This window comes from Paenibacillus oceani, from assembly GCF_014705615.1.
Classification (GTDB): Bacteria; Bacillota; Bacilli; order Paenibacillales; family NBRC-103111; genus Paenibacillus_AB; species Paenibacillus_AB oceani.
In genome coordinates, this window is sequence record NZ_JACXJA010000014.1 from 44,512 (window position 1) to 70,177 (window position 25,666).

Genomic DNA, 25,666 nt, shown 5'->3' on the forward strand with positions numbered 1-25,666 from the left:
GTATGAAGTGATCGCGCTCGGCTCCGGCGAGGAGGCGCTTTGCTACTTGCTGCAGGAGGAGATCGACGACCTGGCTGTCATCCTGATGGATGTACAGATGCCGGGCTTGAACGGCTTCGAGATGGTTAAACGGATCAAGCAGCGGGACAGGTGTAAAGACATACCTGTTATTTTCCTGAATGCCATTAGTTTTTCCCACGAGCATGACAGACGGGGCTATGACGTCGGTTCGATCGATTATTTGTTCAAGCCGGTTGACCCGGAACTGCTTAAAATGAAAGTGGAAGCGTTCGTCAAGCTGCACCGTTGTCACCGATCGAGATCGACCATGATCAATGTTTGCTGGAAGTCATCATCGACATCACCGAGCAGCTCCGGTTCGAGAAGGAAATGACCCGTCTGTCCGAACTGAATCTGATCGGCGAGATGGCCGCCGGCATCGCGCACGAAATCCGCTATCCGATGACGACGATCCGGGGATTTCTCCACTTGTCCAAAGGCGTGGGAGGGCGGATGGGAAGCGAGCATATCGACATTATGCTGGATGAGCTCGACCGGGCCAACAGCATCATTACGGAATATTTGTCGCTGGCGAAAAACAAACAGACCGATATCCGGCCGGCTTCGCTCAACCGGCTGCTTGAGTCGCTGTATCCGCTGCTTCATGCGGAAGCGATGCTGTCAGGCAAACACATTCATATCGAATACGGGGAATTGGCGGAGCTGGAGCTGGATGAGAAAGAAATCCGGCAGCTCGTCCTGAACATCTCGCTGAACGGTTTGGAAGCGATGGAGCCGGGGGGAATATTAACGATTGCGACGTGTACGGAAAAAGGCTGCGGCGTGCTTCGGATCGCCGATCAGGGGCACGGGATCGGCAAATAGAATATGGAGAAGCTCGGGCGGCCGTTTTTTACGACGAAGGAGCATGGTACGGGGCTGGGGCTGGCGGTCTGCTACAGCATTGCGGCCCGGCACGGGGCGGTCATCGAAGTGGACAGCAGCCCAGGCGGCACGAAGTTTACAGTCCGGCTTCCTGATATGACATTTAATGGAAGTGTTATCAAAAAAACTGAGGCGATCTTGTCCGGCGACGGCAACCTCTAAACAACGTGCGGTCCGGGAGGGGCCGGATTGGTCTTACCTCCCGGGTTTTGCCGCCATTCGCTTACATCTGTGCTTTCATCGTCTTCAAATATTCCGAAGGGGCCATGCCGGTCGCTTTCTTGAACTGGCGGGAAAAATAATGAATGCTCGTATAGCCGAGCCGCTCGGCGATCTCCGTGACGTTGCACGTATCCTCGCGGATATGCTGCTTCGCCCGCTCGATCCGCAGCTTGCTCATATATTCGGTAATTCCGCTGCCAGTATGCTGGCGGAAAACGGTGCGCAGATGCGTCTTGCTCAGCGCGAATTCGGCGCACAGCCGGTCGATTGACGGGTGCTCGTGCAGATGCTCCTCCAAATAGCGGACAATGCGCCCGACCAGCTCTCGCTGGCCTTTTTCCTTCGTAATCGACGACAGCTTCGGCTTTTGCGCCTGTACCTGGTTGTTGCGGATGAGCCGGATGAACAGCGCTTCCAAGTAAATTTTAATCAGCTGCTCTGCGCCGAAATCGAACTTTTCCTTACGTGTGAGCGGGTGAGCCGACTTGCGCTTCACCGTTACGGAATAAGGGCGCGCTACAGGCAGGACGAACAGTTTGTTGCCTTCCTCGATGATTTGCGATAGCAGTTGACGCTCTTCGTTGCCGAGATGAAGCGCTTTATGGGAGAAAAAGCTCATCGCCTCGGACTTGCATTCGAACGAGATGATAAAAATGTTCGGCGGCGTCTTCCGGTTGCAGCGCAAGCTGTGAAATTCGTTCGGCGTATAAAATACGATATCCCCCTGTTTGACATGAAAGGTCGTAAAGTCGGTCGTAATCTCCACTTCCCCTTTGTCCACGTACAGAAACTCCCAGAAATCGTGCCTTTCGCCGCTGTATACGTAGCCCTGACGCAGCTCGTTATAATGGAACGAGTATATTTTATCGACCGATATTTGCTCTCTCAGTTTAATGTGCCGGTGTCGTTTCCTCATGGCTCCCACCTTTTGGACGCGTTTCGTATAAAGAAGCTTTTCCAGCAAACGGTTCCTGAGTTAATCGTATGCGGCCGACCTTCCCTTGTCAAATGGCTGCGAGTGTTATCAGGGGCGGACATCCCTTGGCGCCACTGCTCCTAAAGTGCAAAGATTCCGATTCAAAAGTGCAAATTTTGCGTCGTTTTAGATAAAGCTTTTCTTTCCGTTCGCCGTTATGATAACGGTGAGAAAACGGTTTCCAGCCGAATGGAGGAAAAAAACAGATGAGTAAAATCCGCACAGCTGTAGTTGGTCTTAACATGGGGCTCGATCACGCTTACGCTTACAAGCTTGCTGAACGATCCGAACTGCGGTGGGTCGTCGATCTCGACGAAGAGAAAGCAAAGAAAGTAGCCGCGGATCTGGGCTGCAATTACACGACGGACTGGACGACGATTCTGGACGATATCGATGCCGTCAGCCTTTGTACGCCGCATCATCTGCATGCTCCTCAGTCGCTTACGGCGATCGCCGCCGGCAAACACGTCCTTCTGGAGAAGCCGCTGGCGAATTCGGAGGAAGATTGCTTAAACGTCATTCAGGCTGCCGAACAAAACAACGTCACCCTGATGCTCGCCTTCGTCGTACGGTTCCTGCCGGCGATCCGCAAGCTGAAGGAAGCGGTGGACAGCGGCAAGTACGGCAAGCCGATCAGTGCGCAAGGGTGGGTCGAAGCCTTTTTGACACCGGCTCCGGGCACCTGGTTTTCCAGCAAAGAAAAACTTGGCGGAGGCGCCTTGTTCAGCCATGGCTGCCATTATATCGATATTTTGCTCTATTTGCTTGGCGAACCGGCCCGGGTCTCTCATTTCGGAACGCGTGTCGGCACGGACTGGATGGAAGGGGAGGGAACTTCGCACGGCATCATCGAATTCAAAAGCGGAGCGCTCGCTCATCTGGTGACCAGCTGGGGCATGCGTTACAAGAAAACACCGGCGAGATTCCAAATTCATATGACCGAAGGCATGCTGGAGCTGGACAACAGCATGTGGAAGGTCGAAGCGATCTCGAAGGAAGGTACGGAAACGCTGTACGAGCGTCCTGCCGAATATCCGGCACGTCGCGGACAGAACGTTTTGTTCGAAATCGAGCATTTCCTCGAAAGCATCGCAACCGGACAGCGGCCGGAGACCGATGGTCACGAGATTTTGAAATCGCACCGGACGATCTGGGCGATGTACAACAGCCAGGGCACCCCGGTGAACCTGTAACGGCAGCGATAATGAAGGAGGCTGGATAACGATGACGATCAAAGTTGGCTTAATCGGATGCGGTCTGATGGGATCGCTGCATGCCCGCACGCTGCACAAGCTGCCGGGCGTAAAGGTGGCGGCCGTTCACAACCGGACGCGTGAAAAAGCGGAGTCGCTCGCCGCCGAAGTGGGCGCTACCGTGTATGATTCTTATGAGGCGCTGCTGGAGCAGGATTTGGATGCGGTATGGGTCGCTACGCCGGATCATCTGCATGTCGATGCCTCCAAGGCTGTTCTGGAATCGGGCAAGCACCTGTTTCTGGAGAAGGCGCTTGCCACCTCGGTGGAAGACGGGGCCGAGATCGTGGCGGCCGGAGCGAAACATCCGGAATTGAAGTCGATGGTCGCTTACCCGCTCCGCTTTGCTCCGGCTTACCGGACGATGAAGGAGACGGTTTCCCGGGCGGGCGCGGGCAAGACGATCCAGGCCTGGTCGATGCGGACGCATTTCCTCGATCCGAATCAGCGGGTGTACGACAAGTACCGTGATCATTACTACGATACGCCGAGCTGGTATTTTGACGATGTAACGGCCAAAGGCCCAATTTTCTCCCACGGCTCTCACGATTACGACCTGCTTACCTGGATGTGCGGCGAGGTGGAATCGGTGTTCGCTTACGGCGGCACATACCTGCTCCCTCCGGGCAGCGTAGCCGATGCCTTCACGGTATCGCTGCGGTTTGCGAGCGGCGGGATCGGCCAAGTCAGCACCCCGTGGGTGACGCGGGTGGAATACGATATCACCGGAGTCGCAACGGAGAATCTGACCGTCGTGAACAACAACGGCCAGGTACTGGTGAAGGACGACGGCGGACCCGAGCAGAAAATATCGTTTGCGGACAACGATATGTGGGTCCAGCTGAACGGGCATTTCATTGACTGCATCCGTGAGAACAAGCAGCCGCTTATCTCGCTTGAGGACGGACTGCGCGTCATAGCGGTATCGGAAGCCGCGTATCGTTCGCTTAAGGAACGCCGCGAGGTGGCGGTCGATTATTCGGCGCTGCGCAGCGTTTCGCGGACCGGGGTGTAACAATGAAGCCAACCGTCAAGCTTGCATGCATGAGCTGGATCTATAACAAGCATTCGTTCGAACGCGCTCTGGAGAGCATATCCCGAGCAGGTTACCGTTACGTTTCGTTCGGCCTGCCGCACGAAGGCAAGCCTGCATTCGACGACGGGCTCGAAGGGGAAGCGGAGCGTATCGCGGCCTTGCTGAATAAGTACGGGCTCGAGCCTGTCTCGCTGGTCAGTACGGATGTCCTGCATCCGAATCAGCCGATCGAACGGGCCATCCAACGACTCGAGTTTGCCCGCGCCCTAGGCGTGGAGGAGTTGTTATCGCTCGGTACGACGAGTTACAAGCGATTTCCGGATGAGCCGCGTTCCGACGAAGAGATGGCGCCGATCAACGAGGCGTTCGCGGACAAATACCGACGGGTCGGAGAGGAAGCGGGCAAGCGCGGACTGGTCGTCACGATCAAGCCGCACACCGGCAATACGGCTACGGCGGAAGTGATTGCGGACACGCTGCGTACGATCGGTTCACCGCACGTGAAAGCGTCTTATGATCCAGGCAACGTGCGGTTTTATGAAGGGATCGAGCCGGCGGACGATTTTCCCGCCATTGCGGCCCAGACGATCTCCGTTGTCGCCAAAGACCACCGGGGAGCACGCGCGGCGCTCGACTTCCCGATTCCGGGCGAGGGAGAAGCCAACTTCCCCGCGATATTCGCCACGATGCGCGAGACCGGCTTTACGGGTCCTGTAATCGTGGAACGTCTGGACGGGTTGAACGGCGAGTTCGGTGCGGACATTCCGGTGGAGCAACTGGATCGGCGGATTACCGAAGCACGCGTCAACCTGGAGCGGATGCTGCGGGAAGCGGGCTATGATATGTAGCGTAGTATAACTGAATGATCCGGGTGGACGGAAGAGTGCCTGCTATTCAGCGGGTCTTCTTCCGTTCCCGGCTTATTTTTTGCGGGGGGGAGAGTGCTTTATGGACAACCGTCTTACGGAGCGGGATTCGATTGAAATCCGGCGTTTGGCAGACTGTACGTTCCGCCAGGCGGTGGAGCTGTGGAATCAAGGATTTTCCGGCTACTATTCGGATATGTCCACGACGCTTGAGAAGTTTACGGCAAGGCTCGGACGGGAGTCGATCCGCACGGACCTTTCGGTCGCGGCCTTTGTGAACGGAGAACCGGCCGGATTCGTCATGATCGCGTTGAAGGAAGCGGGCGGTGTCAAAATCGCCTGGAACGGCGGAACCGGAGTCAGCCCGAACCAGAGGGGCAAGGGGCTGGCCAAACTTCTGATGCGGGAAGCGGCGGAGGCGATCAAGGAGAGCGGTGCGTCCATCGCTTATTTGGAGGTCGTTCAGAAAAATGCGGGAGCGATTGCGGCATATGAAAGCGCAGGGTTCCGCAAGTGCGACGGCCTGATCGGAGCGAAGCTGGAAGGCCCGCTGCCGGCTTCCGCCGTGCAAGCGGACGAAGCGTACCGGGTCCGGCCCGCCAAGCTTCGCGAGCTGACGGCGCTTCCGTTTTTCCGTCATGATTCGGCGTGGAACTGTCAGTGGTTCAACCGGAGCGACAGCGAAGGGATTGCGGTTATCGACGAGCAGGGTGCAATCGGCGCTTACGCGATTGTCCGGCGTTCCTATGGAGAGAACGGGGAGCTGGCAGGAGCGGTGTTATTCCATTGTACCGCCGACCCGGAACGCCCGGACCGGAACCGGCTCGCACGGGCCGCTGTTGCCGGTGCGTTCGGACCGGCGGACGCCGCTTGCACGAGAACGACGGACAATTTGTCCATGTCCGACCCGGCGGTCACCGAATGGCTGGAGGAAGCAGGCTTCAAGACGATATACACCCAGTATTTGATGGTCGCGGACTTTTCGGCTTAACGTTCATAGAGGCGGTTAAGCCGCCCGAACAGCCCCGGGGCTGACAATCCGGCGTCCCTTATTGGAGTTGCGCCAGGGCTTCCACGATATCATAAGAGTAGCTCCGGCCCTTGACTTTGGCGGTCCGGGGCTTTTTTTCGTACCGGATGAATGTCCCCGCCTGATGAATGCCTATCGCAGCCGTGCCCCCGCCAGCCGCTCGATCGTGCCTGCATCAGCTTCGTCCCTCCGTTCGCTTCGCCGCTTCCGACCGCCGAATTGTTAACGATTTCCGCATTATCCCGGATAACGGCGGGAAAAATGGCGGTTTCCTCCGCCAGATTCGATATTGCTTACAAAATCACTAGGCATACTGTCCGTTATGCACTATAATAAGGTCTAATCCAAACGATTCAGAAACCGAGGAACCGCCATGAATTTTACTAAAATGCACGGATTGGGCAACGATTTTATCGTAATCGCGGGCGAGTCCCGCCTGCCCGACAACGCGGCTTCGCTAGCCGTATCATGCTGCAACCGGTTTTTCGGAATCGGGGCCGACGGCCTGGTGTTCGTGCTGCCTTCCGACCGTGCCGATTTTATGATGCGGATTATGAATTCCGACGGTTCGGAGGCGGAGCAGTGCGGCAACGCCATCCGGTGTGTAGCCAAATACGTATACGATAATGGTTTAACCGATAAAACAGAGCTTGCGATCGAAACGATCGGCGCAGGCGTTCAGCCCGTACGGCTTCAAGTGCAGGACGGCAAGGCAGTTTCCGTTACGGTAGATATGGGGATTCCGGTGCTGAACGGGCTGTCCGTCCCAACGACGGTGGACAGAAATCCGGTAGTGGATTATCCGGTGGAAATTGACGGGGTTACTTTCCGGTTTACCGCCGTGTCGATGGGGAATCCGCATTGCGTCGTGTACGTGGACGATGCCGCCGGGTTCGATCTGTACCGCTGGGGGCCGAAGCTGGAGCAGCATCCGCTGTTTCCGAAGCGGGTTAACGTCGAATTTGCCACGGTCCGCTCCCGCGAATATATCGACATGCGCGTCTGGGAGCGCGGGGCCGGGCCTACGCTGGCCTGCGGCACGGGAGCGTGCGCCACGCTGGTCGCTTCGGTGCTCAGGGGCGCGTCCGGCCGCCGCGCCGTCGTCTCGCTGAAGGGCGGAGATCTGGAGATCGAGTGGGCGGAAGAGGATGGCCGGGTGTACATGACCGGCCCTGCCGTAACCGTATACCGGGGTACGCTGGTTGAATAGATCCATAGCAGCAGGCAGGTTTCGGATGGGAGATTTGCAGTTTTCAATAGAGAGATTTATATAGAAAGCTTGGGTGAGGAACCGGATGAAAGAAGATTTGCGTAAAGCGCTCGGACAGCGGGTGTTGATCGGCGACGGAGCGATGGGGACGTTTTTGTATCAGCAGGGGTTCCCGGTAGGCGTCTCTTATGAAGAATACAACCTGCTGAAGCCCGAAGTCATTGCCGACGTTCACCGTCAATATTATGAAGCCGGAGCGAGACTGATCGAAACGAATACGTTCTCGGCGAACAGGGAGAAGCTGTCCAAATTCGGACTCGATCAGGACGTGCGGGCAATCAACCAGTCCGGCGTCGAGCTCGCCCGGCAGGCGGTCGGCGAAGACGCCTACGTTATCGGCGCGGTAGGCTCGATCCGGGCGGCCCGCCGCCGCAACGTCATTCCGGAGCAACTGGAGCGCGATTACCGGGAACAGATGGAGGCGCTGCTGGAGGCGGGAGTTGACGGCCTGCTGCTGGAAACCTTTTACGATATGGAAGAGATTGTGCTTGCGCTTCGTGTGGCGCGGCAGTTAACCGGGTTGCCGGTCATCGGCCAGTTTGCGACCGACGGCGGGGCGATGACGAACGACGGCGTCGATTATCAGACCGCTTTCGAACAGCTTCACGCCGAAGGGGCGGACGTACTCGGCTTTAATTGCCACAGCGGTCCGAACGGAATCATCCGCACGCTGGAGAAGCTTCGCCCGGTTCCCGGAGTTCCGTTCTCGATTTTTCCGAATGCGGGATTGCCGAGTTATGTGGACGGGAAGTACACGTTCGGCTCCAAGCCGGATTATTTTGCGGAGAACGCGCTGAAGTTCGCCGATCTCGGAGCGCGTCTCATCGGCGGCTGCTGCGGAACGACGCCTGAGCATATCGCCGCGATGGCGAAAGCCTTGGAGCATTACGTGCCGAGCTCGGCAGGGCGTGCCGTCGGCAGCGCCGGTCCGGTTAAGCCGGCCTCGCCAGACGCCGGAACGGTTGCGGTTTCGCAGCCGTCGGGCGCGGCGGAGCCTTCGCTGCTCGAGCTCGTTCAGGAGCGGCATACGGTGATCGTCGAATGGGACACGCCGAAAGATCTGGACATCAGCAAGTTTATGGAAGGGGCGAAGGCGCTCAAGGAAGCGGGCGCAGATTCGATCACGATGGCCGACAATGCGCTGGCCGTCACCCGGATGAGCAACCTTCCGCTCGGCATACTCGTCAAGGAGAAGCTGGGCGTTCGCCCGCTGCTGCACATCGCTTGCCGCGACCGCAACCTGATCGGCACGCAATCCCATCTGATGGGCATGCATGCGCTCGGACTCGATCATACGCTCGTCATTACCGGCGATCCGTCGAGATTCGGCGATTTGCCGGGCTCCAGCTCGGTTTATGACATGACTTCGTTCGAGATGATCCGCTTGATCAAGCAGTTGAACGAGGGCGTCGCTTTCTCCGGCAAGCCGTTGAAGCATAAGTCGAAGTTTATCGTTGCCGCGGCGTTTGATCCCAACGTCAAGTACTTGGAGAAAGCGGTGCAGCGGCTGGAGAAAAAAATCGTGGCAGGCGCCGATTTTATTATGACGCAGCCGGTGTATGACGCGAAGCTGATCGAGAACGTGTACGAGTCGACGAAGCACCTGAACGTGCCGATCTTTATCGGATTTATGCCTATCGTCAGCGAAGGCAACGCGACGTTTCTGCATAACGAAGTTCCGGGCATTAAGCTGTCGGAGGAAGTGCGCGGACGAATGGCGGGTCTCAGCGGCGAGTCCGGCCGCGCGATGGGCGTGCAGATTACGAAGGAGCTGCTGGACGTGGCGATGCCGAGGTTCAAAGGCATCTACATCATGACGCCGATGCACTTTTACGGCATGAGCGCTCAGCTGACCCAGTACGTTTGGGAGAAGTCGGGGCGCTGAGAACGCCCGGAGCCCTTGGGACAGCTCTCTTTTCCACTTGTCCCCTCTTGCAAAATGAATTAGAATAGGGTATGGATGTGATACCCATGGTTCAAAGCATGACCGGATTCGGTCAATCCGGCCGTTCCGTTTGCGGCTGCCGGCTGCAGGTCGAGATGAGATCGGTCAACCACCGGTACTCGGAAATCTCCGTCCGTATTCCCCGCGAATGGATGCGGCTGGAAGACAAGGTGAAACGGATCGTTCAGCACTCCGTCAAGCGCGGGAAAGTGGACGTGTCCGTCACCGTCGAGAAGGAACCGGGGACGGCAGCCCTTGCGGAGATCGACTGGCCGCTTGCCGAATCATACCGCCTGGCGGCGGAACAGATTAAGGAACGGTTCGCTTTCAGCGACTCTCTCTCGCTGAGGGATATCCTCGCTCTGCCCGGGATCGTATCGTTTCGGGATTCGGGGATGGCGGCGGATCATTTCACGGAACCGCTGCTGGAATGCGTGCGGGAAGCGGCAGCCGGCATGCTGGAGATGAGGCGCGCGGAAGGTGGCCATCTGGCGGTCGAAGTTGCCGGACGGCTCGACCGGTTGGAACGTTTGAGACGGGAAACGGCCGAGTGGGCTCCGAAAGCGGTGGAAGAGTACAAATTGAAGCTGCATCAGCGTCTGACCGGGCTGCTGGGCGAATCCGCCGGTTTGCTGCCGGACGATCCCAGGCTGCTTACCGAAGCAGCCGTTATGGCGGACCGTTCGGATATCCGGGAGGAGCTCGTCCGGCTCGAGAGCCACATCGGTCAATGCCGCAAGCTGCTAGCAACAGACGAGCCTGCCGGACGCAAGCTGGACTTTCTGAATCAGGAGATGAATCGGGAAGTCAATACGATCGGTTCCAAGTCAGGGCATCTCGAGATCGTCGGCAGGGTCGTCGAGATGAAGGCGGAACTTGAGAAAATACGCGAACAAGCGCAAAATATCGAGTAACCGGCCGCATTTTAAAGTATGAGCGCACATCGATAAGGCAAGAATAGTGCAAGGCTGCTAAGGCTGCGAGACAACGGGCCAACGGTCTTGAATTCGTAGGAGGGCAATGATGGCCATTAAATTGATCAATATCGGCTTCGGAAATATCGTATCCGCAAACCGGATCATCTCGATCGTCAGTCCGGAATCCGCGCCAATCAAGCGGATCATTCAGGAGGCGCGCGACCGGCATATGCTGATTGACGCCACGTACGGCAGACGTACCCGCGCGGTGATTATCACCGACAGCGACCATGTCATTTTATCCGCCGTACAACCGGAAACGGTGGCGCATCGACTTACTAACAATAAGGACGATGATCATGACGAGTAATGCGGGCGACAAAGGCCTTTTGATCGTGCTGTCCGGCCCGTCCGGCGTAGGCAAAGGAACCGTATGCTCCATGCTTCGCAAGCTGGCACCGGAACTGGTATATTCCGTTTCCGCTACGACCCGCTCGCCGCGCGCAGGAGAAACGGAAGGCGATAATTATTTTTTTACATCCAAAGATAAATTCCGTTCGATGATCGAAAAAGACGAGCTGCTGGAGTGGGCCGAATACGTAGGCAACTACTATGGAACTCCCCGGAGCTTCGTCCGAGACACGATCAACGCAGGTAAAGATATTATTTTGGAGATCGAAGTGCAAGGCGCGATGAAGGTCAAGCAGAAGTTTCCGGAAGGCGTCTTTATTTTCCTGATGCCTCCGTCGCTTGATGAACTGAAAAACCGGATCGAAACCCGAGGGACCGAAACCGACGAATCGATCCGCAACCGGTTGTCCGTAGCGGTTGACGAAATCAGGCTGCTCGAGCATTACGATTACGCGGTCGTCAACGACCAGGTGGAAACAGCCTGCTCCCGCATCCGCTCGATCATTACGGCCGAACATTGCAAGCGCGAACGGATTATGCCTTATGTGAATTCTTGGATGGAAGAGGTGCGTTAAAAGATGTTATACCCATCGATCGACCTGCTTATCAACAAAGTGGACAGCAAATATTCGCTCGTCGTAGCGGCATCTAAGCGGGCCCGCATGCTGCGGGACGGATCCAAGACCGATCTGAAAGCCCAGCACGCCAGCAAGCATGTCGGAGTTGCGCTCGAAGAAATCTACGGCGATTACATTCACGTGGAGTCGCAAAATAGAGAAAACAAACAGTAAGAGAACATGTACGTTTCGTATGACGACAACCTGTCACAGGTTGTTATTTTTTTCTCTTCCCAGGTTGAGGGACGCAGCCGGATGGATGTCATTGATCAGATGGAGAGGTGAGCAGGATGCAAGGAAAAACGATCGTGCTCGGAGTTACCGGAGGAATAGCGTGTTTCAAGGCGGCTGCGCTGTGCAGCAAACTCGTGCAAGCGGGGGCGGACGTACGGGTGATTATGACGGAGTCTGCGACCAGGTTTGTCGCCCCGCTGACGTTCCAGACGCTGTCAAGACATGATGTTGCGGTGGATACATTCGACGAGAAGGATGCTTCCGTCGTGTCGCATATTCATTTGGCGGACAGCGCCGATCTGGTTGTCGTTGCACCGGCTACTGCGAACATAATCGCCAAAATGACGCATGGCCTGGCCGATGATATGCTCAGCACGACGCTGCTCGCGACGGAGGCGCCGGTGCTGGTTGCGCCTGCCATGAACGTGCATATGTACGTGCATCCGGCCGTAACGGCGAATATGCAAACGTTGCGAGACCGCGGCGTTTCTTTCGTCGAGCCGGGCGAAGGGCAGCTGGCCTGCGGTTACGTCGGCAAAGGAAGGTTGGCGGAACCGGAAGAAATGATGGCGGCCATCGAACGGATGCTGAATCCGGCAAAACCGCTCTCCGGGCTGAAGGTGATCGTAACGGCAGGGGGAACGGTGGAGCGAATCGATCCGGTCCGCTACATCACGAACGATTCGTCGGGCAAGATGGGGTATGCGATTGCGGAAACCGCGAAGCGGATGGGAGCGGACGTCACGGTTGTTACGGGTAAAGCGACGGCGGCTTTGCCGGCTGGAGTCAAGGTCGTCCATGTCGAGTCGACGGCCGATATGATGAACGCGGTATTGTCACGCTTCGAGGACGCGGATATCGTCATTAAAGCGGCTGCTCCGTCGGACTATCGTCCGGCTCTTCGGTCCGACAAAAAAATTAAGAAGAAAGACGAGACGATGACGCTGGAGCTCGTCAAAAATCCGGATATTTTGCAAACGCTTGGCCAGCGAAAGGCGAAGCAGTTCCTCGTCGGCTTCGCCGCAGAAACGGATAACGGGGAACAGTATGCGATGGACAAGCTGGCCCGTAAAAATTGCGATCTGCTTGTGCTTAATGATGTGACGGTGCCGGGTGCGGGGTTCGGAACGGATACGAACATCGTAAGCGTGTACGACAAAGACGGTCTGGTGGAATCGCTGCCGCAAATGAGCAAGCTGGACGTCGCGCAGAACCTGCTGAGCCTTGTAGCGTTACGGTTGAATACACGCGGCGGGAGTGATCGCCATGACTAAGGAAGGCGCAACGGCGCCTTCCGCGTTGTATGACGGGGCGCTACTGCAAGGCGATCTGTTCGGGGAGCGCCGTCTCTATGCGCAGGTGATCGTGGATGTGCCGGCCAAACAGACGAACCGACCGTTCGACTACATCGTGCCTCCCCAGCTTCAGTCCTGGGTTGCGGTCGGCAGCCGTGTCGGAGTTCCGTTCGGCCCCCGGACGCTGCAAGGTTTCGTCGTCGGCATGTCGGACCGGACTAGTATGGATGCTGGCAAGCTGAAGCCGGTAGAGCAAGTGCTCGATTTGGTTCCTCCGCTGAACCCGGAGCTGGTCGATCTGGCCCGGTGGATGAGCCGGACGTATATATGCCACGAGATTACGGCGCTCCAAGCGATGATTCCGGGAGCGTTAAAGGCCAAATACGAGAAAATGATCGCTTTTGCCGGAGAAGAGACCCACTCGCCTGCCGGGGAGACCGGGAGACAAGCGTATATGTTTGCCCGCAGTCCGGAGGAAGAGAATATCGTTGCCTTTGTGAAGCAAAAAGGCGCGGTACCGGCGGAAGCGCTGCTTCGCCGTTTTCCCGATGCCAGCCTGATGCTGAGAAATTTGCTGGAGCAAGGAATACTGGCCGAGATCAACTCGGTGAAGGACCGGATGAACGCCAAGAAGGTGCTGTATGTCGAGGCGGCTGCGGACCGGGCGACGATGCTGGAGCAAGCGGAGAAGCTGGGAGCCGGGGCGAAACGGCAAAAAGAGCTGATGGTTTTTTTCGCCGGGCAGCCGGAGCCGCTGCCGCTCGCAGAGCTGACCGAGAAATTGAACATAAGCGCAGGCTCGGTCAAGGCGCTTGCCGAGAAAGGCTGGCTGTCGGTTCAGGAGCGGGAGGTATACCGGGACCCGTATGCAGGCAGACAGTTTGCCAAAACGGAGCCGCTGCCGCTCACCGATCAGCAGCGCGGGGCGTTCGTTCCGATATCGGCTGCGCTCGAAGAGAGAGAGCACCGCGTCTTCCTGCTTCACGGCGTAACCGGCAGCGGAAAGACCGAAGTGTACCTGCAATCGATCCAGCAGTGTCTCGACCAAGGGCGGGAAGCGATCGTGCTCGTCCCGGAAATATCGCTCACTCCGCAAATGGTCGAACGGTTCAAGAGCCGGTTCGGCGATGCAGTCGCGGTGATGCACAGCCGCTTGTCCCAAGGCGAACGGTACGACGAGTGGCGCAAAATCGGCACGAAGCAGGTAAGCGTCGTGATCGGCGCCCGCTCGGCTGTGTTCGCTCCGTTTACGAAGCTCGGCCTGATCATTATCGACGAGGAGCACGAAGCTTCCTATAAACAGGAGGAGAGCCCGAAGTATCATGCCCGCGACGTGGCGGTTCAGCGCGCTTCGCATCAGGGGGCGGTCGTCGTGCTCGGCTCGGCGACGCCGTCGCTGGAAAGTTATGCCCGGACAAACGAACGTTCGGCAGACCGCTCCCCGTTCCAACTGCTGACGATGGAGGATCGTGTCGAAGGGCGTCCTCTGCCTGCCGTTCATATTGTCGATTTGCGGGAGGAGCTGAAGGAAGGCAACCGCTCCATGTTCAGCCGCGGCTTGTATAAAGCGATTGAAGAACGGTTACACAAGAAAGAACAGACCGTATTGCTGTTAAACCGGCGCGGCTACTCGACTTTCGTCATGTGCCGGTCGTGCGGCTACGTCGTCCAATGTCCGCACTGTGACATCTCGCTAACCTATCACCAGGTATCCCGGACGATGCGCTGTCATTATTGCGGCTTATCCGAGCCGGAACCGAAAAAATGCCCCAGCTGCGAAAGCGAGCATATCCGTTATTTCGGAACGGGGACCCAGCGGGTCGAAGAGGAGCTGGGCAAGCTGTTTCCCGGTATTCGCGTCATCCGGATGGATGTGGACACGACTTCCGAGAAAGGCGCCCACGAACGGCTGCTGACCCGGTTCCGCAACAAGCAGGCGGATGTGCTGCTTGGCACCCAAATGGTGGCCAAAGGTCTTGATTTCCCGGACGTCACGCTTGTCGGCGTCATCGCGGCCGATACGGTGCTGCATCTGCCCGATTTCCGTGCGGCGGAGAAGACGTTCCAGCTGCTCACCCAGGTCGCCGGACGGGCGGGACGGCACAAGCTTCCCGGCGAAGTGTTTATCCAGACGTATACTCCCGATCATTACAGCATCGTAACCGCCAGCCATCATGATTATGCCTCATTCCTGGAGACGGAGCTGGAAATGCGGAGAGAACGCGGATACCCGCCATACTGCGATTTGGTGCTGATCACCTTCTCCCACGAACAGGTGCCGATGCTTGTCCGGGCGGGGGAATCGTTTGCCGTGAGACTGAAGGACAAGTGGAAGCGTTCGGGCGCCGGACCGGCACCAGAACGTGGAGGGTTGTGTGGCCGGGGGGTGGACGCGCCTTACTTCGAGGTGTACGGGCCTGTCGCGTCGCCGATCCCGCGAATCAAAGATAGATATCGGTTTCAATGCATGGTAAAATATCGGGGGGATATCGACGTCTCCGGGATGATCGCCGAAGTGGCGGCCGCGTTTGACGATACGGTGCGCCAGGAGAAGCTGCAGATCGGGATCGACGTTAATCCGCAAGTGCTGATGTAGCGAGCGCCTTGGCGCTTCCGGATCGATTAGGGAATGGATGACTTATGTTTTTGAAAGGAAGTGCTGATCCGTGGCCATTCGAATTATAGTAAAAGAACCGGACCCGGTGCTTCGCGAGAAAGCGAAACCGGTTCCGAAAATTACACCAAACATTCACAAGCTGCTGGACGATATGGCGGATACGATGTACGATGCGGAGGGCGTCGGCCTGGCCGCGCCGCAGATCGGTATTTTGAAGCGGGTGATCGTAGTCGACGTAGGAGATGACAACGGGCTGATCGAGATGATCAATCCGGAGATCGTAAGCGCGGAGGGCGAGCAGCTCGGGCCGGAAGGATGTCTTAGCATTCCGGGGCTCAGAGGCGACGTTAACCGTTCGTTGACAATTACGATTAAAGGTCTGGACCGCAACGGTGACGAGCTCGTCATTACCGCTTCGGAGTTTCTGGCCCGCGCATTCCAGCACGAGGTCGATCATTTGAACGGAGTGCTGTTTACCGATCTGGCCAAAAGCGTATACCGCGAAGAGGAACGGCAAAAAAAGGGCGAGGAGTGAAGACATGAACGTCGTTTTCATGGGAACGCCTGATTTTGCCGTTCCTTCCCTTCAAGTGCTGCTGGAGCAGGGCTACAACGTTGTGGCTGTCGTCACTCAGCCGGACCGGCCGAAAGGGCGCAAACGCGAGCTTGCGCCCACCCCGGTCAAAGCCGAAGCGATGAAGCACGGCATTCCGGTACTCCAACCGGTCAAGCTCCGCGATCCGGCAGCCGTTGAAGAGGTTAGCAGCTTCAAGCCGGATTTGATCGTAACGGCGGCTTACGGGCAAATTTTACCCAAATCGCTGCTGGCCGTGCCGCAGCATGGCTGCATTAACGTGCACGGCTCGCTTCTCCCGAAATACCGGGGCGGGGCGCCGATCCAGCATGCGGTTATGAACGGCGAGCCGGTAACCGGCGTCACGATTATGTATATGGCGGCGGGTCTCGATACCGGCGATATGATCTCGAACGTGGAAGTTCCGATTACCGACGAAGATACGGCGGGTACGTTGTTCGACAAGCTGAGCGTGGCGGGAGCCGAGCTGCTTCGCACGACTTTGCCCGAGCTGCTGGCCGGGCGTATCCAAGCGGTACAGCAAAACGAAGCCGATGCGACCTACTCCCCCAATATCTCCCGCGAGGACGAACGGATCGACTGGACGAAATCTTCGCTCCAGCTGTTTAATCAGATCCGCGGACTGAATCCGATGCCCGGCGCTTTTACGCTGCTTCACGGCGAAGTGTTTAAAGTATGGGCGAGCCGCAAACCCGCCGATGACGAGAGAACGAACGGTTCCGCAGGGAAAGTGAGGCCGGGGACTGTGCTGCAAATGACGGACGACGGACTGGAAGTCGCTACCGGAAGCGGTTCGATCTGGCTCACTCACGTTCAGCCCGCCGGCAAGAAGGCGATGAGCGTGTCCGACCTGAAGCGCGGCACACCGATTGCCAAAGGAACGGTATTGGGGGAAACGAATTGAATCCGAAGCAGCCACAAACGCAAACGTCCGCCAAGACGAAAACGGATGCGCAGCGGCAACCGAACGGTAACAAACGATCCCCCGGAACGGGCAAGCCCGGACTGGTCGGCGGACGACCCAAGACGGGCGGAGGCTTCGGCAAAAAGCCGGGACCGGCGGCTCCACCGAGACAGCCTTGGTCCGCGCGGGAAATCGCTCTGGACGTGCTTACGCGCGTCGAGACAGAGCAGGCGTACAGCAATCTGCTGCTGAACCAGGCGCTGCTGAAGCATAAACCGGACAAGGCCGATGCCGGACTTGCGACAGAGCTCGTGTATGGGACGATTCAGCGCCGAAATACGATCGATTATTTTTTGGACCGTTTCGTCGCCAAAGGAGTGAAAAAGCTGGAGCCGTGGGTACGCAATTTGCTGCGGCTCAGCTTGTATCAGCTTCATTACCTGGACCGCGTGCCGGAGCATGCGGCAGTTAATGAAGCGGTAAATATCGCCAAGCGGAGAGGGCATGCCGGCATTTCGGGCATGGTGAACGGCGTGCTGCGCAATGTCATTCGCCGCAAGGAGGAGCTGACCGTTCCCGCTTCGCTGGAACCGGTCGCCCGAATAGCGCTGGAGCATTCCCATCCGGAATGGCTCGTCGCCGATTGGATAAGCCGCTTCGGCACAGAGACGGCGGAGCGGATGTGCCGGGCTAACAATGAGCCGCCAAGCGCAAGCGTACGGGTTAATACGCTGAAGCTGACGCGGGAAGAGCTGCTCGGCCGGTTGAAGGCAGCCGGCTGCGAGGCGCGTCCGTCCGACGTGTCGCCCGCCGGCATAGTGGTCGAGAGCGGCGGCAATATGGCGCTGACCCCCTGGTACGTAAGCGGCGAGCTGTCCGTGCAGGACGAGAGCTCGATGCTCGTCGCCGAAGCGGCCCAGCCGGAACCGGGCATGCAGGTGCTCGACTGCTGCGCCGCTCCGGGCGGCAAGACGTCGCATATGGCCGAGCTGATGAACGACCGCGGCCGCATACTGGCCTGCGACATTCACGAGCATAAGCGGGAGCTGATCGCGGCCCAGGCCGAGCGCCTCTCGCTCCGCTGCGTCGAGACGAAAACGATCGATGCCCGCAATCTTCCCGAGGCGTTGGCGGGGACGGCGTTCGACCGGATTTTGCTGGACGCGCCCTGCTCGGGACTGGGCGTGATCCGGCGGAAGCCGGACATCAAGTGGGCGAAAAGCCCCGGGGATGTGGCCGGGATCGCCGGGCTGCAGTACGAGCTGCTAAGCGGCGTCTCTTCCCTTCTGGCGCCGGGAGGCGTGCTGGTGTACAGCACCTGTACCGTGGCCGAAGAGGAAAACGAGCAGGTCGTGATGCGGTTTTTGCAGGAGCATCCGGAATTCGCTCTGAGCCGGCCGCCGCAGTCTCTGCAGGATCGTCTGCCGCCGGATTCCGTAGCCCCGGGCGGGACGATCACAGTGTTGCCGCATCAGTTCGGCTCGGACGGTTTTTTTATCGCCGTGTTGCGCAAACGTTCGTGATGCTGCTGAAGAGCTTTGGAAGAGCCTTGGCGGGGCTTAGGAGAGTCCTAGAGCTCTGACAGACTTGCGCGGGGACTTGGAAGAAGCACTGAAAAGGCTTTTGAAGAGGATTAAGAAAAAGCTTAAGAAAAGCTTAGAAAAGCGCAAAAAGCCCGGCAACTTTAGCTGGGCGCTCCGTTATGCTAGAATAAGATCAGCTTCCGGTTGAAGCTTGTACGCTCTAATAGCCGATCTTCACGCAAATGATTAAATAAGAGCTGCAAACGACCTTTATTGAGCACCAAATGTGGATCGAGAGCTGAATAGGAGCGGTTTGCAGCTCTTATTCTGCTCCAAAAACCGATTTTAGCCAAAAAACGTCGATTTAAGAGCTGCAAACCACCCTTATTTGACTACATGTACGGATAACGAGCGAAATAATAGCGGTTTGCAGCTCTTAACAACCGCCTATCCAAGAGAGACAGCGGGTTTATCCGCCACGATCGATCTCCAGCCAGCGATTTTCGATTCTAGAGAAGCTGTTGCGGCGATCGTTTTACCGACAAGCTTTATTATTTGCTATTTGCTACACCATCAGATGTGTCATGCATACATGTGAAATCCAAACAACGGGCAGGGATGCTTGTGTCTACACCTTTACAACCTTTAAAACCGTTAAAACCGCTGCAGCCCCATATTCCGGAGAAGCTGTCAGCCTACGATTTGTCTCTCGAAGAGTGGCAGGCCTGGCTCAAAGAAAACGGTCAGCCGGCTTTCCGGGCGGGGCAAATCTTCGATTGGCTGTACGTGAAGCGCGTGAAGTCGTTCGAAGAGATGTCCAACTTGTCGAAGGAGCTGCGCCGGAAGCTGGACGAGTCGTTCGTATTCGTATCGCTCACAGAAATTGCAAGCCAGCAGTCGAAAGACGGCACGGTGAAATTTTTGTTCGAGCTGGCCGACAAAAATGCGATCGAAACTGTAGTGATGAAGCATAGCTACGGCAACAGCGTTTGCGTAACGACGCAGGTGGGCTGCCGGATCGGCTGTACGTTTTGCGCCTCTACGCTGGGCGGACTGAAGCGCAATCTGTCTGCGGGCGAGATTGTAGCGCAGATCGTGAAAGCCCAGCAGCTGCTCGATGCGACCGGAGAGCGGGTAAGCAGCATCGTCATTATGGGAATCGGCGAACCGTTCGAAAATTACGATGCGATGCTCAAGTTTCTGAAACTAATGATTCACGAGAAAGGGCTCAACATCGGCGCGCGCCACATTACGGTTTCGACGAGCGGCATCGTTCCGAATATTCACCGGTTTGCGGACGAGAATATGCAGATCAATCTGGCGATATCGATTCACGCTCCGAATGACGAGCTGCGTTCCAAGCTGATGCCGGTTAACCGCCGGTACCCGTTTGCCGAACTGATTGAAGCATGCAAATACTACCTGCGCACGACCGGCCGGCGTATAACGTTCGAATACGCTCTAATGGGCGGCGTGAACGATAAGGCGGAGCATGCTCAGGAGCTGGCAGTCGTGCTGAAGGAGATGCTGCCTTTGGTCCATGTCAACCTGATTCCGGTCAATTTTGTAATGGAACGGGATTTCAAACGTACGGAGCGGGACGATATATTTGCCTTCCAGCGAATTCTGGAGAAGCACAACATTCCCGCAACGATTCGCAGGGAGCAGGGCAGCGACATCGCCGCGGCATGCGGCCAGCTGCGGGCGAAGCATATGGAATCACAGGTGAGGTGAGGGGAAGTATGCAAACCGCGCATCGTACGGATGCCGGGCTCATCCGGTTGATTAACGAAGACCGGGCTGCGGTGAGAGACGAATTTAACGGCTTTACCCTCGCCATCGTTGCAGACGGCATGGGCGGACATCAAGCGGGAGAAATCGCCAGCCAGATGGCGATCGAGCTCGTAGAAACGGAAATGCGCAGCGTGCTTACGGCGGATATGAACGTGGAGCAGCGCAAAGACACGGTGCGCGGAGCCATCTCGGTAGCCAACGACCGGGTGTTTGAGATTGCCTCGAAGCAAGCCCGCTACCAAGGGATGGGCACGACCGTCGTCGCTGCTCTTGCGACCTCTACCGATCTTGTTATCGGCCATATCGGGGACAGCCGCGCCTACCTCGTATCGGACGGCTCGATCCGCCAACTGACGGAGGATCATTCGCTCGTCAACGAACTGATCAAATCCGGCCAGATCACCCAGGAGGAAGCCAGCGTCCATCCGCTTCGCAATGTAGTGACTCGGGCACTCGGCACGGATAAGCAGGTTGATGTCGACGTCGTTCATACCGAATGGCGGACCGGCGACGTCCTGCTCCTGTGCAGCGACGGATTAAGCGGCCTGGTCGGAGAGGCGGAGCTGTACTCGGTTATTACGGACAGCCGCGATCTGAACGGCAAGGTCGACCGGCTCGTGGAGCGGGCGCTCGAGGAAGGCGGAGGCGACAACATTACGGTTGTTCTGCTGGCCAACGACAAGTTGGGCGGGGCGGACGTTACGACCGATCCGGGAAGGAGGGATGATGCATGATCGGCCACGTGTTGGGAGGGCGTTACGAGATACTCGACCGGATCGGCGGCGGCGGAATGGCGCTGGTGTACAAAGGGCATGATATTTTGCTCAATCGGAAAGTTGCGGTAAAAGTGCTGCGGCAGCAATACGTACACGATGAGGAGTTCATCCGCCGGTTTCGCAGAGAAGCCCAGGCCGCAGCGTCGCTATCACATCCGAATGTTGTAAGCATCTATGATGTCGGTCAGGAGGACGAGACGCATTATATCGTCATGGAATGCATCGACGGGAAGGCGCTTAACGAGACGATTAAGGAAAAAGCGCCTCTGCCCGTCGAAGAAGCCGTCCGGATCGCCAGTCAAATATGCGACGCGCTCGATCATGCCCACTATAACCAGATCATCCATCGCGATATTAAGCCCCATAATATCCTGATCGGCAAAAACGGCCGCGTCAAAGTTACCGATTTCGGAATCGCGAGGGCCGCGGATTCTTCGCAGATTACCCAAACCGGCTCGGTCGTCGGTTCGGTTCATTATTTTTCCCCGGAGCATGCGAAAGGGACGCTGACCGGCGCCCAGTCCGACCTGTATTCACTGGGCATCGTGCTGTACCAGATGTTGACGAACCGGCTTCCTTTTCTTGGAGAAAGTCCGATCAGCGTCGCGCTGAAACATTTGCAGGAAGACGTGGAGGAACCGCGTAAAGTCAACCCGCTCATTCCTCAAAGCGTCGAGAATATGATCCTGAAGTCGATGCGCAAAAATCCCGACGAACGTTACCGCTCCGCCAAAGAAATGCTGCAGGATCTCGATACTTGTCTGGAGCCGGGCCGCCGGAACGAACCAAAAATTACGTTCGTCTCCGACGATTACGACGATGACGAGAGAACCCGGGTAGTGCCGGCTATACGCAGCGACCAGTTCGTCCACGATGTGGAGGATGAACCGGAGGAGGAGCCGAGGCGGAAGAAGAGAGGCTGGGTGAAGCCTGTCGTCTGGACCGTCGTCATATTGCTGCTGCTCGCCCTGATGTACATGGGAGTCCGGTATGTGAAGGAGATGCTTTATGTGCCGGACGTGGACGTGCCGAATCTGGTCGGCATGACCCGGGAAAATGCCGAAGATTTGCTTGTGCAAAAGCAGCTTCACAGCAGGGTGATCGAAGAGCATCATCCCGATGTGGAGAAAGATATCGTCACGAAGCAAGACCCGACCCCGTCTACCGTAAAAATTAACAATACCGTGACGCTGTACGTCAGTCTCGGGCCGGAGAAGCAGAAGATGCCGGACTGGACCGGCAAAAAAGCAACCGACGTGAAAACGGAGCTGGCGGGGCTTAACATTACGAAGGTTACGCAAGAGGATATAAACAGCGATCAGGAGATCGGGACCGTTATCTCCCAAGAGCCTGCTCCGAACGCGGAGTATGATCTGAAAACGGTCGCCGTCAAGCTGAGAGTCAGCAAAGGCCCGAAAGAGTTTCCGATGCCGAAGCTGATCGGCGAATCGGAGGATACCGCCAAATCGATCGCTACGAAGCTGGATTTGAAGCTGAAGGTCGAGCATAAGCCGTCGTATTCGCAGCCAAAGGATCGGGTGTTTTTCCAAGCGCCGTACAAGGAAGGGGAGTCCGTCCTGCCTGGAGCCGAAGTTACGGTCAGCGTAAGCACCGGATACCCTGATGAAGCCAAGGAAGTTACGGTCGAAAAGCTCATGGAGCCTGCCAAAAAGGGAGAGAACAGCACGATCGAGATCAAGTACACCGACGCCCGCGGCGAAAATCTGATATGGGGCTCGGGACCTGTAACGATTAAAGCGCCCCAGCAGTTTAATGTGACGGTGGTGTTATCTCCGGGGATGGTCGGTACTGTGGAATTTTACAGGGACAAGGAACGGATCGATTATCGGTCGGTCACCTATCCGGGCGAAGGTATTCCCGGCAATCCGGGCAACACTACCCAGCAGCAGGGAACGCCCGGGTCAACTGCAGGCGGCGCCGGAGGAGCAGGCAACGGAAACGCCGCGAACAAACCGGCCTCGACATCGCCTTCCGGAGGAAACGGCTCTGGCGGCAACGCCCAAACGCCGGCCGGCACGACTACGACTACGAACTCGACTACAGGAGGACAAAATTAATGCCTGAAGGTATCATTGTGAAGGCATTGAGCGGTTACTATTATGTGAAGTCCGCCGGTTCCGCAGAGGAGCCGGTACAATGCCGGGCGCGGGGGATCTTTAAGAAAAGAGGCGTCTCCCCGCTGGTTGGAGACCGCGTTATCTACGAAGTTACGGAAAACGGGGAAGGTACGGTGGATGAAGTGCTGCCGCGCTCCACCGAGCTGATCCGGCCGCCGGTCGCCAACGTGGAGCAGGCGGTGCTTGCTTTCTCCGTGGCGGAACCGGCGCTGAATTTGCAACTGCTGGATAAATTTCTGGTTCACACGGAAAACGCCGGCCTCGATACGATCATCTGCCTCACCAAGTCGGATCTTCTGGACTCCGAGGACGAATCTGCGGAGGCCGCTTCGCAGGAAACGATAACGATGCAGGACGCCAAGCAGCTCTACGAGCAGATCGGGTATACCGTCATCATCACGAGCACGAAGACGGAGGACGGGATATCCGAGGTGCGCTCCCGGCTGGCGGGCCGGATCAGCGTCTTCTCCGGCCAATCCGGCGTCGGCAAATCTTCGCTTCTGAACGCATTGGTGCCCGGCCTGATGCTGGAGACGAATCAAATTTCGTCCAAGCTCGGCCGGGGCAAGCATACGACCCGGCATGTCGAGCTGATCGAGCTGGAAGGCGAAGGACGCGGTCTCGTGGCGGACACACCCGGCTTCAGCCAGCTTGATTTCGTACAGCTGGAGCCGGAGGAGCTGTCCGGCTGCTTCGCCGAGATGAAGCGGATCGCTTCGGGCTGCAAGTTTCGCGGCTGTCTGCACCAGCACGAGCCCGGCTGTCAGGTGATAGCGGCGGTGGAGAGCGGGACGGTCGCTGCGAGCCGGTACAAGCACTACCTTGTCTTTTTGCAGGAGATGAAAGAACGGAAACGGAGGTACTGACATATGCGGGAATTGTTAATTGCCCCTTCGATTCTGTCCGCGGACTTCGCCCGTCTGGGCGAAGAAATCCGCGACGTCGAACGCGGAGGAGCCGACTGGATTCATGTGGACGTGATGGACGGCCACTTCGTACCTAATATTACGCTGGGACCTCCTATCGTGCAGGCGATTCGTCCGCACACGAAGCTGACGCTGGACGTTCATCTGATGATATCGAAGCCGGACGATTATATACGCGCTTTTGCTCAGGCCGGTGCGGATTACATATCGGTGCACGTCGAAGCCTGCACGCATCTTCACCGGACGGTGCAGCTCATCAAGGATCAAGGCGTTAAGGCCGGTGTCGTATTAAATCCGGCGACTTCGCTTTCAACTTTGGAGCATATCGCCGAAGATGTGGATCTGGTGCTGCTGATGACGGTTAATCCCGGGTTCGGCGGACAGCGGTTTATTGCCTCCAGCCTTCCGAAAATTACGGCGCTTCGTCACATGCTGGACGAGCGCGGGCTTGGACACGTCCACATCGAGGTGGACGGGGGAGTGAACGAGGAGACGGCGGAGCTCGTCAAAAAGGCCGGGGCGAACGTGCTCGTGGCCGGCAATGCGGTGTTTGCCCAAGCGGACCGCAAGGAAGCGATCTCGCGCATTCGCGGCGGTTCCGACAAAGGAGGCAGCTCTCTTTGAAAAAAACGCTGATGCTGCTATTGTGCAGCTTTTTGGCGGGACATCTGCTGCTTATCTTCTCCTGGCACGAATTCTCGATCTTCCGGTATATTTATTCGCTTGGGGCGCTGTTCATAGGCATTTATTATTTTAAAACCTATGAGAGCAAAGGGCTGCGGATCAGCTTCATCCTCGTATCGCTCGTGTTCTGGGTGCTGCTGACCGTCGTATACGTTATGATCGGCAAAATTCCGATTCTTAATCTGGAACCGCCGGGCTTGAAGCTGGAGTAGTAAGAACGCGCAGGCGAATGCATTTTTTTTCCTTTATCCGCATAAGATGACTACAAGAGTTGCCGCTCTTGTAGTTTTTTTTGTTTCGGGTCATCACCTTTTCCGCAGGCGGCGAATACAATGGAGACATAAGGTGAATTCGTACGGCGGCGCCATTTTCGGTCAAGCGGCGGGCGGACGTTCGCGGCCGTGCGGAACATGCGAGGGAGGGGTAGAAATGAAATTTTATACGATCAAGCTACCGAAGTTTCTGGGCGGTGTCGTGAAAGCGATTTTGAACTCGTTCAGCAAAAGCTGAGCTTGTACAAAGGACATAGGCTCGCCGCCGGGCGTTCATTACGATGCCTGTGACCTAAGACGGATACATTCATACTTAGGGCGCCGTTACGTCTTTCGGCTGCCCATCTGAAACGTACCGATGAATTCGTGGAGCGGATGCATGCGGCCGGATTCTGATAACGGCCGGTCCTGGGGCGCGAA

At 57.1% G+C, this 25,666-nt stretch carries 26 protein-coding genes; 25 read left to right on the forward strand and 1 reads right to left on the reverse strand.

All coding sequences use genetic code 11. From position 1 onward, the window contains the following. Positions 1-7 precede the first annotated feature (7 nt). Genes IDH45_RS33970 through IDH45_RS33980 form a run of 3 tightly spaced genes read left to right on the forward strand, consistent with a single transcriptional unit; the run spans position 8 to position 1,107 of the window. The gene (locus IDH45_RS33970; RefSeq protein ID WP_397327032.1) at positions 8-394 is read left to right on the forward strand and encodes a two-component system response regulator; all 387 of its coding nucleotides are present in this window, start codon (positions 8-10) and stop codon (positions 392-394) included. Next, positions 340-885, forward strand: coding sequence for a histidine kinase dimerization/phospho-acceptor domain-containing protein (locus tag IDH45_RS33975; RefSeq protein WP_223836572.1), 546 nt, complete (start codon positions 340-342; stop codon positions 883-885). Before IDH45_RS33970 ends, IDH45_RS33975 begins: the two co-directional genes overlap by 55 nt. A 3-nt stretch (positions 886-888) precedes the next feature. After that, positions 889-1,107: an ATP-binding protein gene (locus IDH45_RS33980; RefSeq protein WP_223836573.1), complete on the forward strand. Its 219-nt coding sequence runs from the start codon at positions 889-891 to the stop codon at positions 1,105-1,107. 61 nt (positions 1,108-1,168) lie between these two features. Here IDH45_RS33980 and IDH45_RS11565 read toward each other — a convergent pair whose 3' ends face one another. Continuing rightward, a complete protein-coding gene (locus tag IDH45_RS11565) occupies positions 1,169-2,083 on the reverse strand; it encodes an AraC family transcriptional regulator (RefSeq protein WP_190927694.1) in 915 nt (304 codons plus the stop codon). A gap of 266 nt (positions 2,084-2,349) precedes the next feature. Here IDH45_RS11565 and IDH45_RS11570 point away from each other — a divergent pair, with 266 nt between their 5' ends. The 22 genes from IDH45_RS11570 to spoVM all read left to right on the forward strand — a co-directional run bounded on the left by IDH45_RS11570 (position 2,350) and on the right by spoVM (position 25,484). Beyond that, positions 2,350-3,336 (forward strand): Gfo/Idh/MocA family protein, encoded by a 987-nt coding sequence (locus tag IDH45_RS11570; RefSeq protein WP_190927695.1) that lies wholly within the window; start codon positions 2,350-2,352, stop codon positions 3,334-3,336. A gap of 31 nt (positions 3,337-3,367) precedes the next feature. Continuing rightward, positions 3,368-4,411 carry a Gfo/Idh/MocA family protein gene (locus IDH45_RS11575; protein WP_190927697.1) on the forward strand — a complete coding sequence of 348 codons (1,044 nt, stop codon included), beginning with the start codon at positions 3,368-3,370 and terminating at the stop codon, positions 4,409-4,411. A gap of 2 nt (positions 4,412-4,413) precedes the next feature. After that, a complete protein-coding gene (locus tag IDH45_RS11580; protein WP_190927699.1) occupies positions 4,414-5,280 on the forward strand; it encodes a sugar phosphate isomerase/epimerase family protein in 867 nt (288 codons plus the stop codon). A gap of 100 nt (positions 5,281-5,380) precedes the next feature. Continuing rightward, positions 5,381-6,289 (forward strand): GNAT family N-acetyltransferase, encoded by a 909-nt coding sequence (locus IDH45_RS11585; RefSeq protein WP_190927701.1) that lies wholly within the window; start codon positions 5,381-5,383, stop codon positions 6,287-6,289. 412 nt (positions 6,290-6,701) lie between these two features. Continuing rightward, positions 6,702-7,538, forward strand: a complete 837-nt coding sequence (dapF, locus tag IDH45_RS11590; protein ID WP_190927703.1) for a diaminopimelate epimerase — start codon at positions 6,702-6,704, stop codon at positions 7,536-7,538. An 85-nt stretch (positions 7,539-7,623) separates the two neighbouring features. After that, positions 7,624-9,483, forward strand: a complete 1,860-nt coding sequence (locus IDH45_RS11595; protein ID WP_190927705.1) for a bifunctional homocysteine S-methyltransferase/methylenetetrahydrofolate reductase — start codon at positions 7,624-7,626, stop codon at positions 9,481-9,483. 86 nt (positions 9,484-9,569) lie between these two features. Continuing rightward, a complete protein-coding gene (locus IDH45_RS11600; RefSeq protein WP_190927707.1) occupies positions 9,570-10,457 on the forward strand; it encodes a YicC/YloC family endoribonuclease in 888 nt (295 codons plus the stop codon). A gap of 109 nt (positions 10,458-10,566) precedes the next feature. After that, positions 10,567-10,830 (forward strand): extracellular matrix/biofilm regulator RemA, encoded by a 264-nt coding sequence (gene remA, locus IDH45_RS11605; RefSeq protein ID WP_110840413.1) that lies wholly within the window; start codon positions 10,567-10,569, stop codon positions 10,828-10,830. Next, positions 10,820-11,446, forward strand: a complete 627-nt coding sequence (gmk, locus tag IDH45_RS11610; protein ID WP_190927709.1) for a guanylate kinase — start codon at positions 10,820-10,822, stop codon at positions 11,444-11,446. Before remA ends, gmk begins: the two co-directional genes overlap by 11 nt. 3 nt (positions 11,447-11,449) lie before the next feature. After that, a complete protein-coding gene (gene rpoZ / locus IDH45_RS11615) occupies positions 11,450-11,662 on the forward strand; it encodes a DNA-directed RNA polymerase subunit omega (RefSeq protein ID WP_190927711.1) in 213 nt (70 codons plus the stop codon). A 116-nt stretch (positions 11,663-11,778) separates the two neighbouring features. Beyond that, on the forward strand, positions 11,779-12,996 hold the full coding sequence (gene coaBC / locus IDH45_RS11620; protein WP_190927713.1) for a bifunctional phosphopantothenoylcysteine decarboxylase/phosphopantothenate--cysteine ligase CoaBC: 1,218 nt from the start codon (positions 11,779-11,781) through the stop codon (positions 12,994-12,996). Beyond that, a complete protein-coding gene (gene priA, locus IDH45_RS11625) occupies positions 12,989-15,613 on the forward strand; it encodes a primosomal protein N' (protein WP_190927714.1) in 2,625 nt (874 codons plus the stop codon). The genes coaBC and priA overlap by 8 nt, the downstream gene beginning before the upstream one ends. A 70-nt stretch (positions 15,614-15,683) precedes the next feature. After that, positions 15,684-16,169 (forward strand): peptide deformylase, encoded by a 486-nt coding sequence (gene def / locus IDH45_RS11630; protein WP_190927716.1) that lies wholly within the window; start codon positions 15,684-15,686, stop codon positions 16,167-16,169. Positions 16,170-16,173: 4 nt separating this feature from the next. Further along, on the forward strand, positions 16,174-17,133 hold the full coding sequence (gene fmt, locus IDH45_RS11635) for a methionyl-tRNA formyltransferase (RefSeq protein ID WP_190927718.1): 960 nt from the start codon (positions 16,174-16,176) through the stop codon (positions 17,131-17,133). Then, entirely contained in the window at positions 17,130-18,656 is a 1,527-nt protein-coding gene (gene rsmB, locus IDH45_RS11640; RefSeq protein WP_223836574.1) for a 16S rRNA (cytosine(967)-C(5))-methyltransferase RsmB, read from the forward strand. Before fmt ends, rsmB begins: the two co-directional genes overlap by 4 nt. A gap of 618 nt (positions 18,657-19,274) precedes the next feature. After that, complete coding sequence (gene rlmN, locus IDH45_RS11645; RefSeq protein WP_190928008.1) at positions 19,275-20,390, forward strand: 23S rRNA (adenine(2503)-C(2))-methyltransferase RlmN; 1,116 nt, start codon at positions 19,275-19,277, stop codon at positions 20,388-20,390. Positions 20,391-20,398: 8 nt separating this feature from the next. Continuing rightward, the gene (locus IDH45_RS11650; protein WP_190927720.1) at positions 20,399-21,184 is read left to right on the forward strand and encodes a Stp1/IreP family PP2C-type Ser/Thr phosphatase; all 786 of its coding nucleotides are present in this window, start codon (positions 20,399-20,401) and stop codon (positions 21,182-21,184) included. Further along, positions 21,181-23,304 (forward strand): Stk1 family PASTA domain-containing Ser/Thr kinase, encoded by a 2,124-nt coding sequence (gene pknB, locus IDH45_RS11655; RefSeq protein WP_190927722.1) that lies wholly within the window; start codon positions 21,181-21,183, stop codon positions 23,302-23,304. Before IDH45_RS11650 ends, pknB begins: the two co-directional genes overlap by 4 nt. Next, a complete protein-coding gene (rsgA, locus tag IDH45_RS11660) occupies positions 23,304-24,230 on the forward strand; it encodes a ribosome small subunit-dependent GTPase A (RefSeq protein WP_190927724.1) in 927 nt (308 codons plus the stop codon). The genes pknB and rsgA overlap by 1 nt, the downstream gene beginning before the upstream one ends. A gap of 3 nt (positions 24,231-24,233) precedes the next feature. Next, a complete protein-coding gene (gene rpe / locus IDH45_RS11665; RefSeq protein ID WP_190927725.1) occupies positions 24,234-24,914 on the forward strand; it encodes a ribulose-phosphate 3-epimerase in 681 nt (226 codons plus the stop codon). Beyond that, positions 24,911-25,186, forward strand: coding sequence for a hypothetical protein (locus IDH45_RS11670; RefSeq protein WP_190927727.1), 276 nt, complete (start codon positions 24,911-24,913; stop codon positions 25,184-25,186). Before rpe ends, IDH45_RS11670 begins: the two co-directional genes overlap by 4 nt. Before the next feature lie 217 nt (positions 25,187-25,403). Then, entirely contained in the window at positions 25,404-25,484 is an 81-nt protein-coding gene (gene spoVM, locus IDH45_RS11675) for a stage V sporulation protein SpoVM (RefSeq protein ID WP_110840399.1), read from the forward strand. The last annotated feature ends 182 nt before the right edge of the window (positions 25,485-25,666 follow it).

Bases quoted from the DNA above. Each gene is read 5' to 3' on its own strand.
- IDH45_RS33980 (WP_223836573.1), top strand. From the start codon at position 889: ATGGAGAAGCTCGGGCGGCCGTTTTTTACGACGAAGGAGCATGGTACG.
- IDH45_RS11565 (WP_190927694.1), bottom strand. From the start codon at position 2,083: ATGAGGAAACGACACCGGCACATTAAACTGAGAGAGCAAATATCGGTC.
- IDH45_RS11570 (WP_190927695.1), top strand. From the start codon at position 2,350: ATGAGTAAAATCCGCACAGCTGTAGTTGGTCTTAACATGGGGCTCGAT.
- IDH45_RS11575 (WP_190927697.1), top strand. From the start codon at position 3,368: ATGACGATCAAAGTTGGCTTAATCGGATGCGGTCTGATGGGATCGCTG.
- IDH45_RS11580 (WP_190927699.1), top strand. From the start codon at position 4,414: ATGAAGCCAACCGTCAAGCTTGCATGCATGAGCTGGATCTATAACAAG.
- IDH45_RS11585 (WP_190927701.1), top strand. From the start codon at position 5,381: ATGGACAACCGTCTTACGGAGCGGGATTCGATTGAAATCCGGCGTTTG.
- dapF (WP_190927703.1), top strand. From the start codon at position 6,702: ATGAATTTTACTAAAATGCACGGATTGGGCAACGATTTTATCGTAATC.
- IDH45_RS11595 (WP_190927705.1), top strand. From the start codon at position 7,624: ATGAAAGAAGATTTGCGTAAAGCGCTCGGACAGCGGGTGTTGATCGGC.
- IDH45_RS11600 (WP_190927707.1), top strand. From the start codon at position 9,570: ATGGTTCAAAGCATGACCGGATTCGGTCAATCCGGCCGTTCCGTTTGC.
- remA (WP_110840413.1), top strand. From the start codon at position 10,567: ATGGCCATTAAATTGATCAATATCGGCTTCGGAAATATCGTATCCGCA.
- gmk (WP_190927709.1), top strand. From the start codon at position 10,820: ATGACGAGTAATGCGGGCGACAAAGGCCTTTTGATCGTGCTGTCCGGC.
- rpoZ (WP_190927711.1), top strand. From the start codon at position 11,450: ATGTTATACCCATCGATCGACCTGCTTATCAACAAAGTGGACAGCAAA.
- coaBC (WP_190927713.1), top strand. From the start codon at position 11,779: ATGCAAGGAAAAACGATCGTGCTCGGAGTTACCGGAGGAATAGCGTGT.
- priA (WP_190927714.1), top strand. From the start codon at position 12,989: ATGACTAAGGAAGGCGCAACGGCGCCTTCCGCGTTGTATGACGGGGCG.
- fmt (WP_190927718.1), top strand. From the start codon at position 16,174: ATGAACGTCGTTTTCATGGGAACGCCTGATTTTGCCGTTCCTTCCCTT.
- rlmN (WP_190928008.1), top strand. From the start codon at position 19,275: ATGCTTGTGTCTACACCTTTACAACCTTTAAAACCGTTAAAACCGCTG.
- IDH45_RS11650 (WP_190927720.1), top strand. From the start codon at position 20,399: ATGCAAACCGCGCATCGTACGGATGCCGGGCTCATCCGGTTGATTAAC.
- pknB (WP_190927722.1), top strand. From the start codon at position 21,181: ATGATCGGCCACGTGTTGGGAGGGCGTTACGAGATACTCGACCGGATC.
- rsgA (WP_190927724.1), top strand. From the start codon at position 23,304: ATGCCTGAAGGTATCATTGTGAAGGCATTGAGCGGTTACTATTATGTG.
- rpe (WP_190927725.1), top strand. From the start codon at position 24,234: ATGCGGGAATTGTTAATTGCCCCTTCGATTCTGTCCGCGGACTTCGCC.
- spoVM (WP_110840399.1), top strand. From the start codon at position 25,404: ATGAAATTTTATACGATCAAGCTACCGAAGTTTCTGGGCGGTGTCGTG.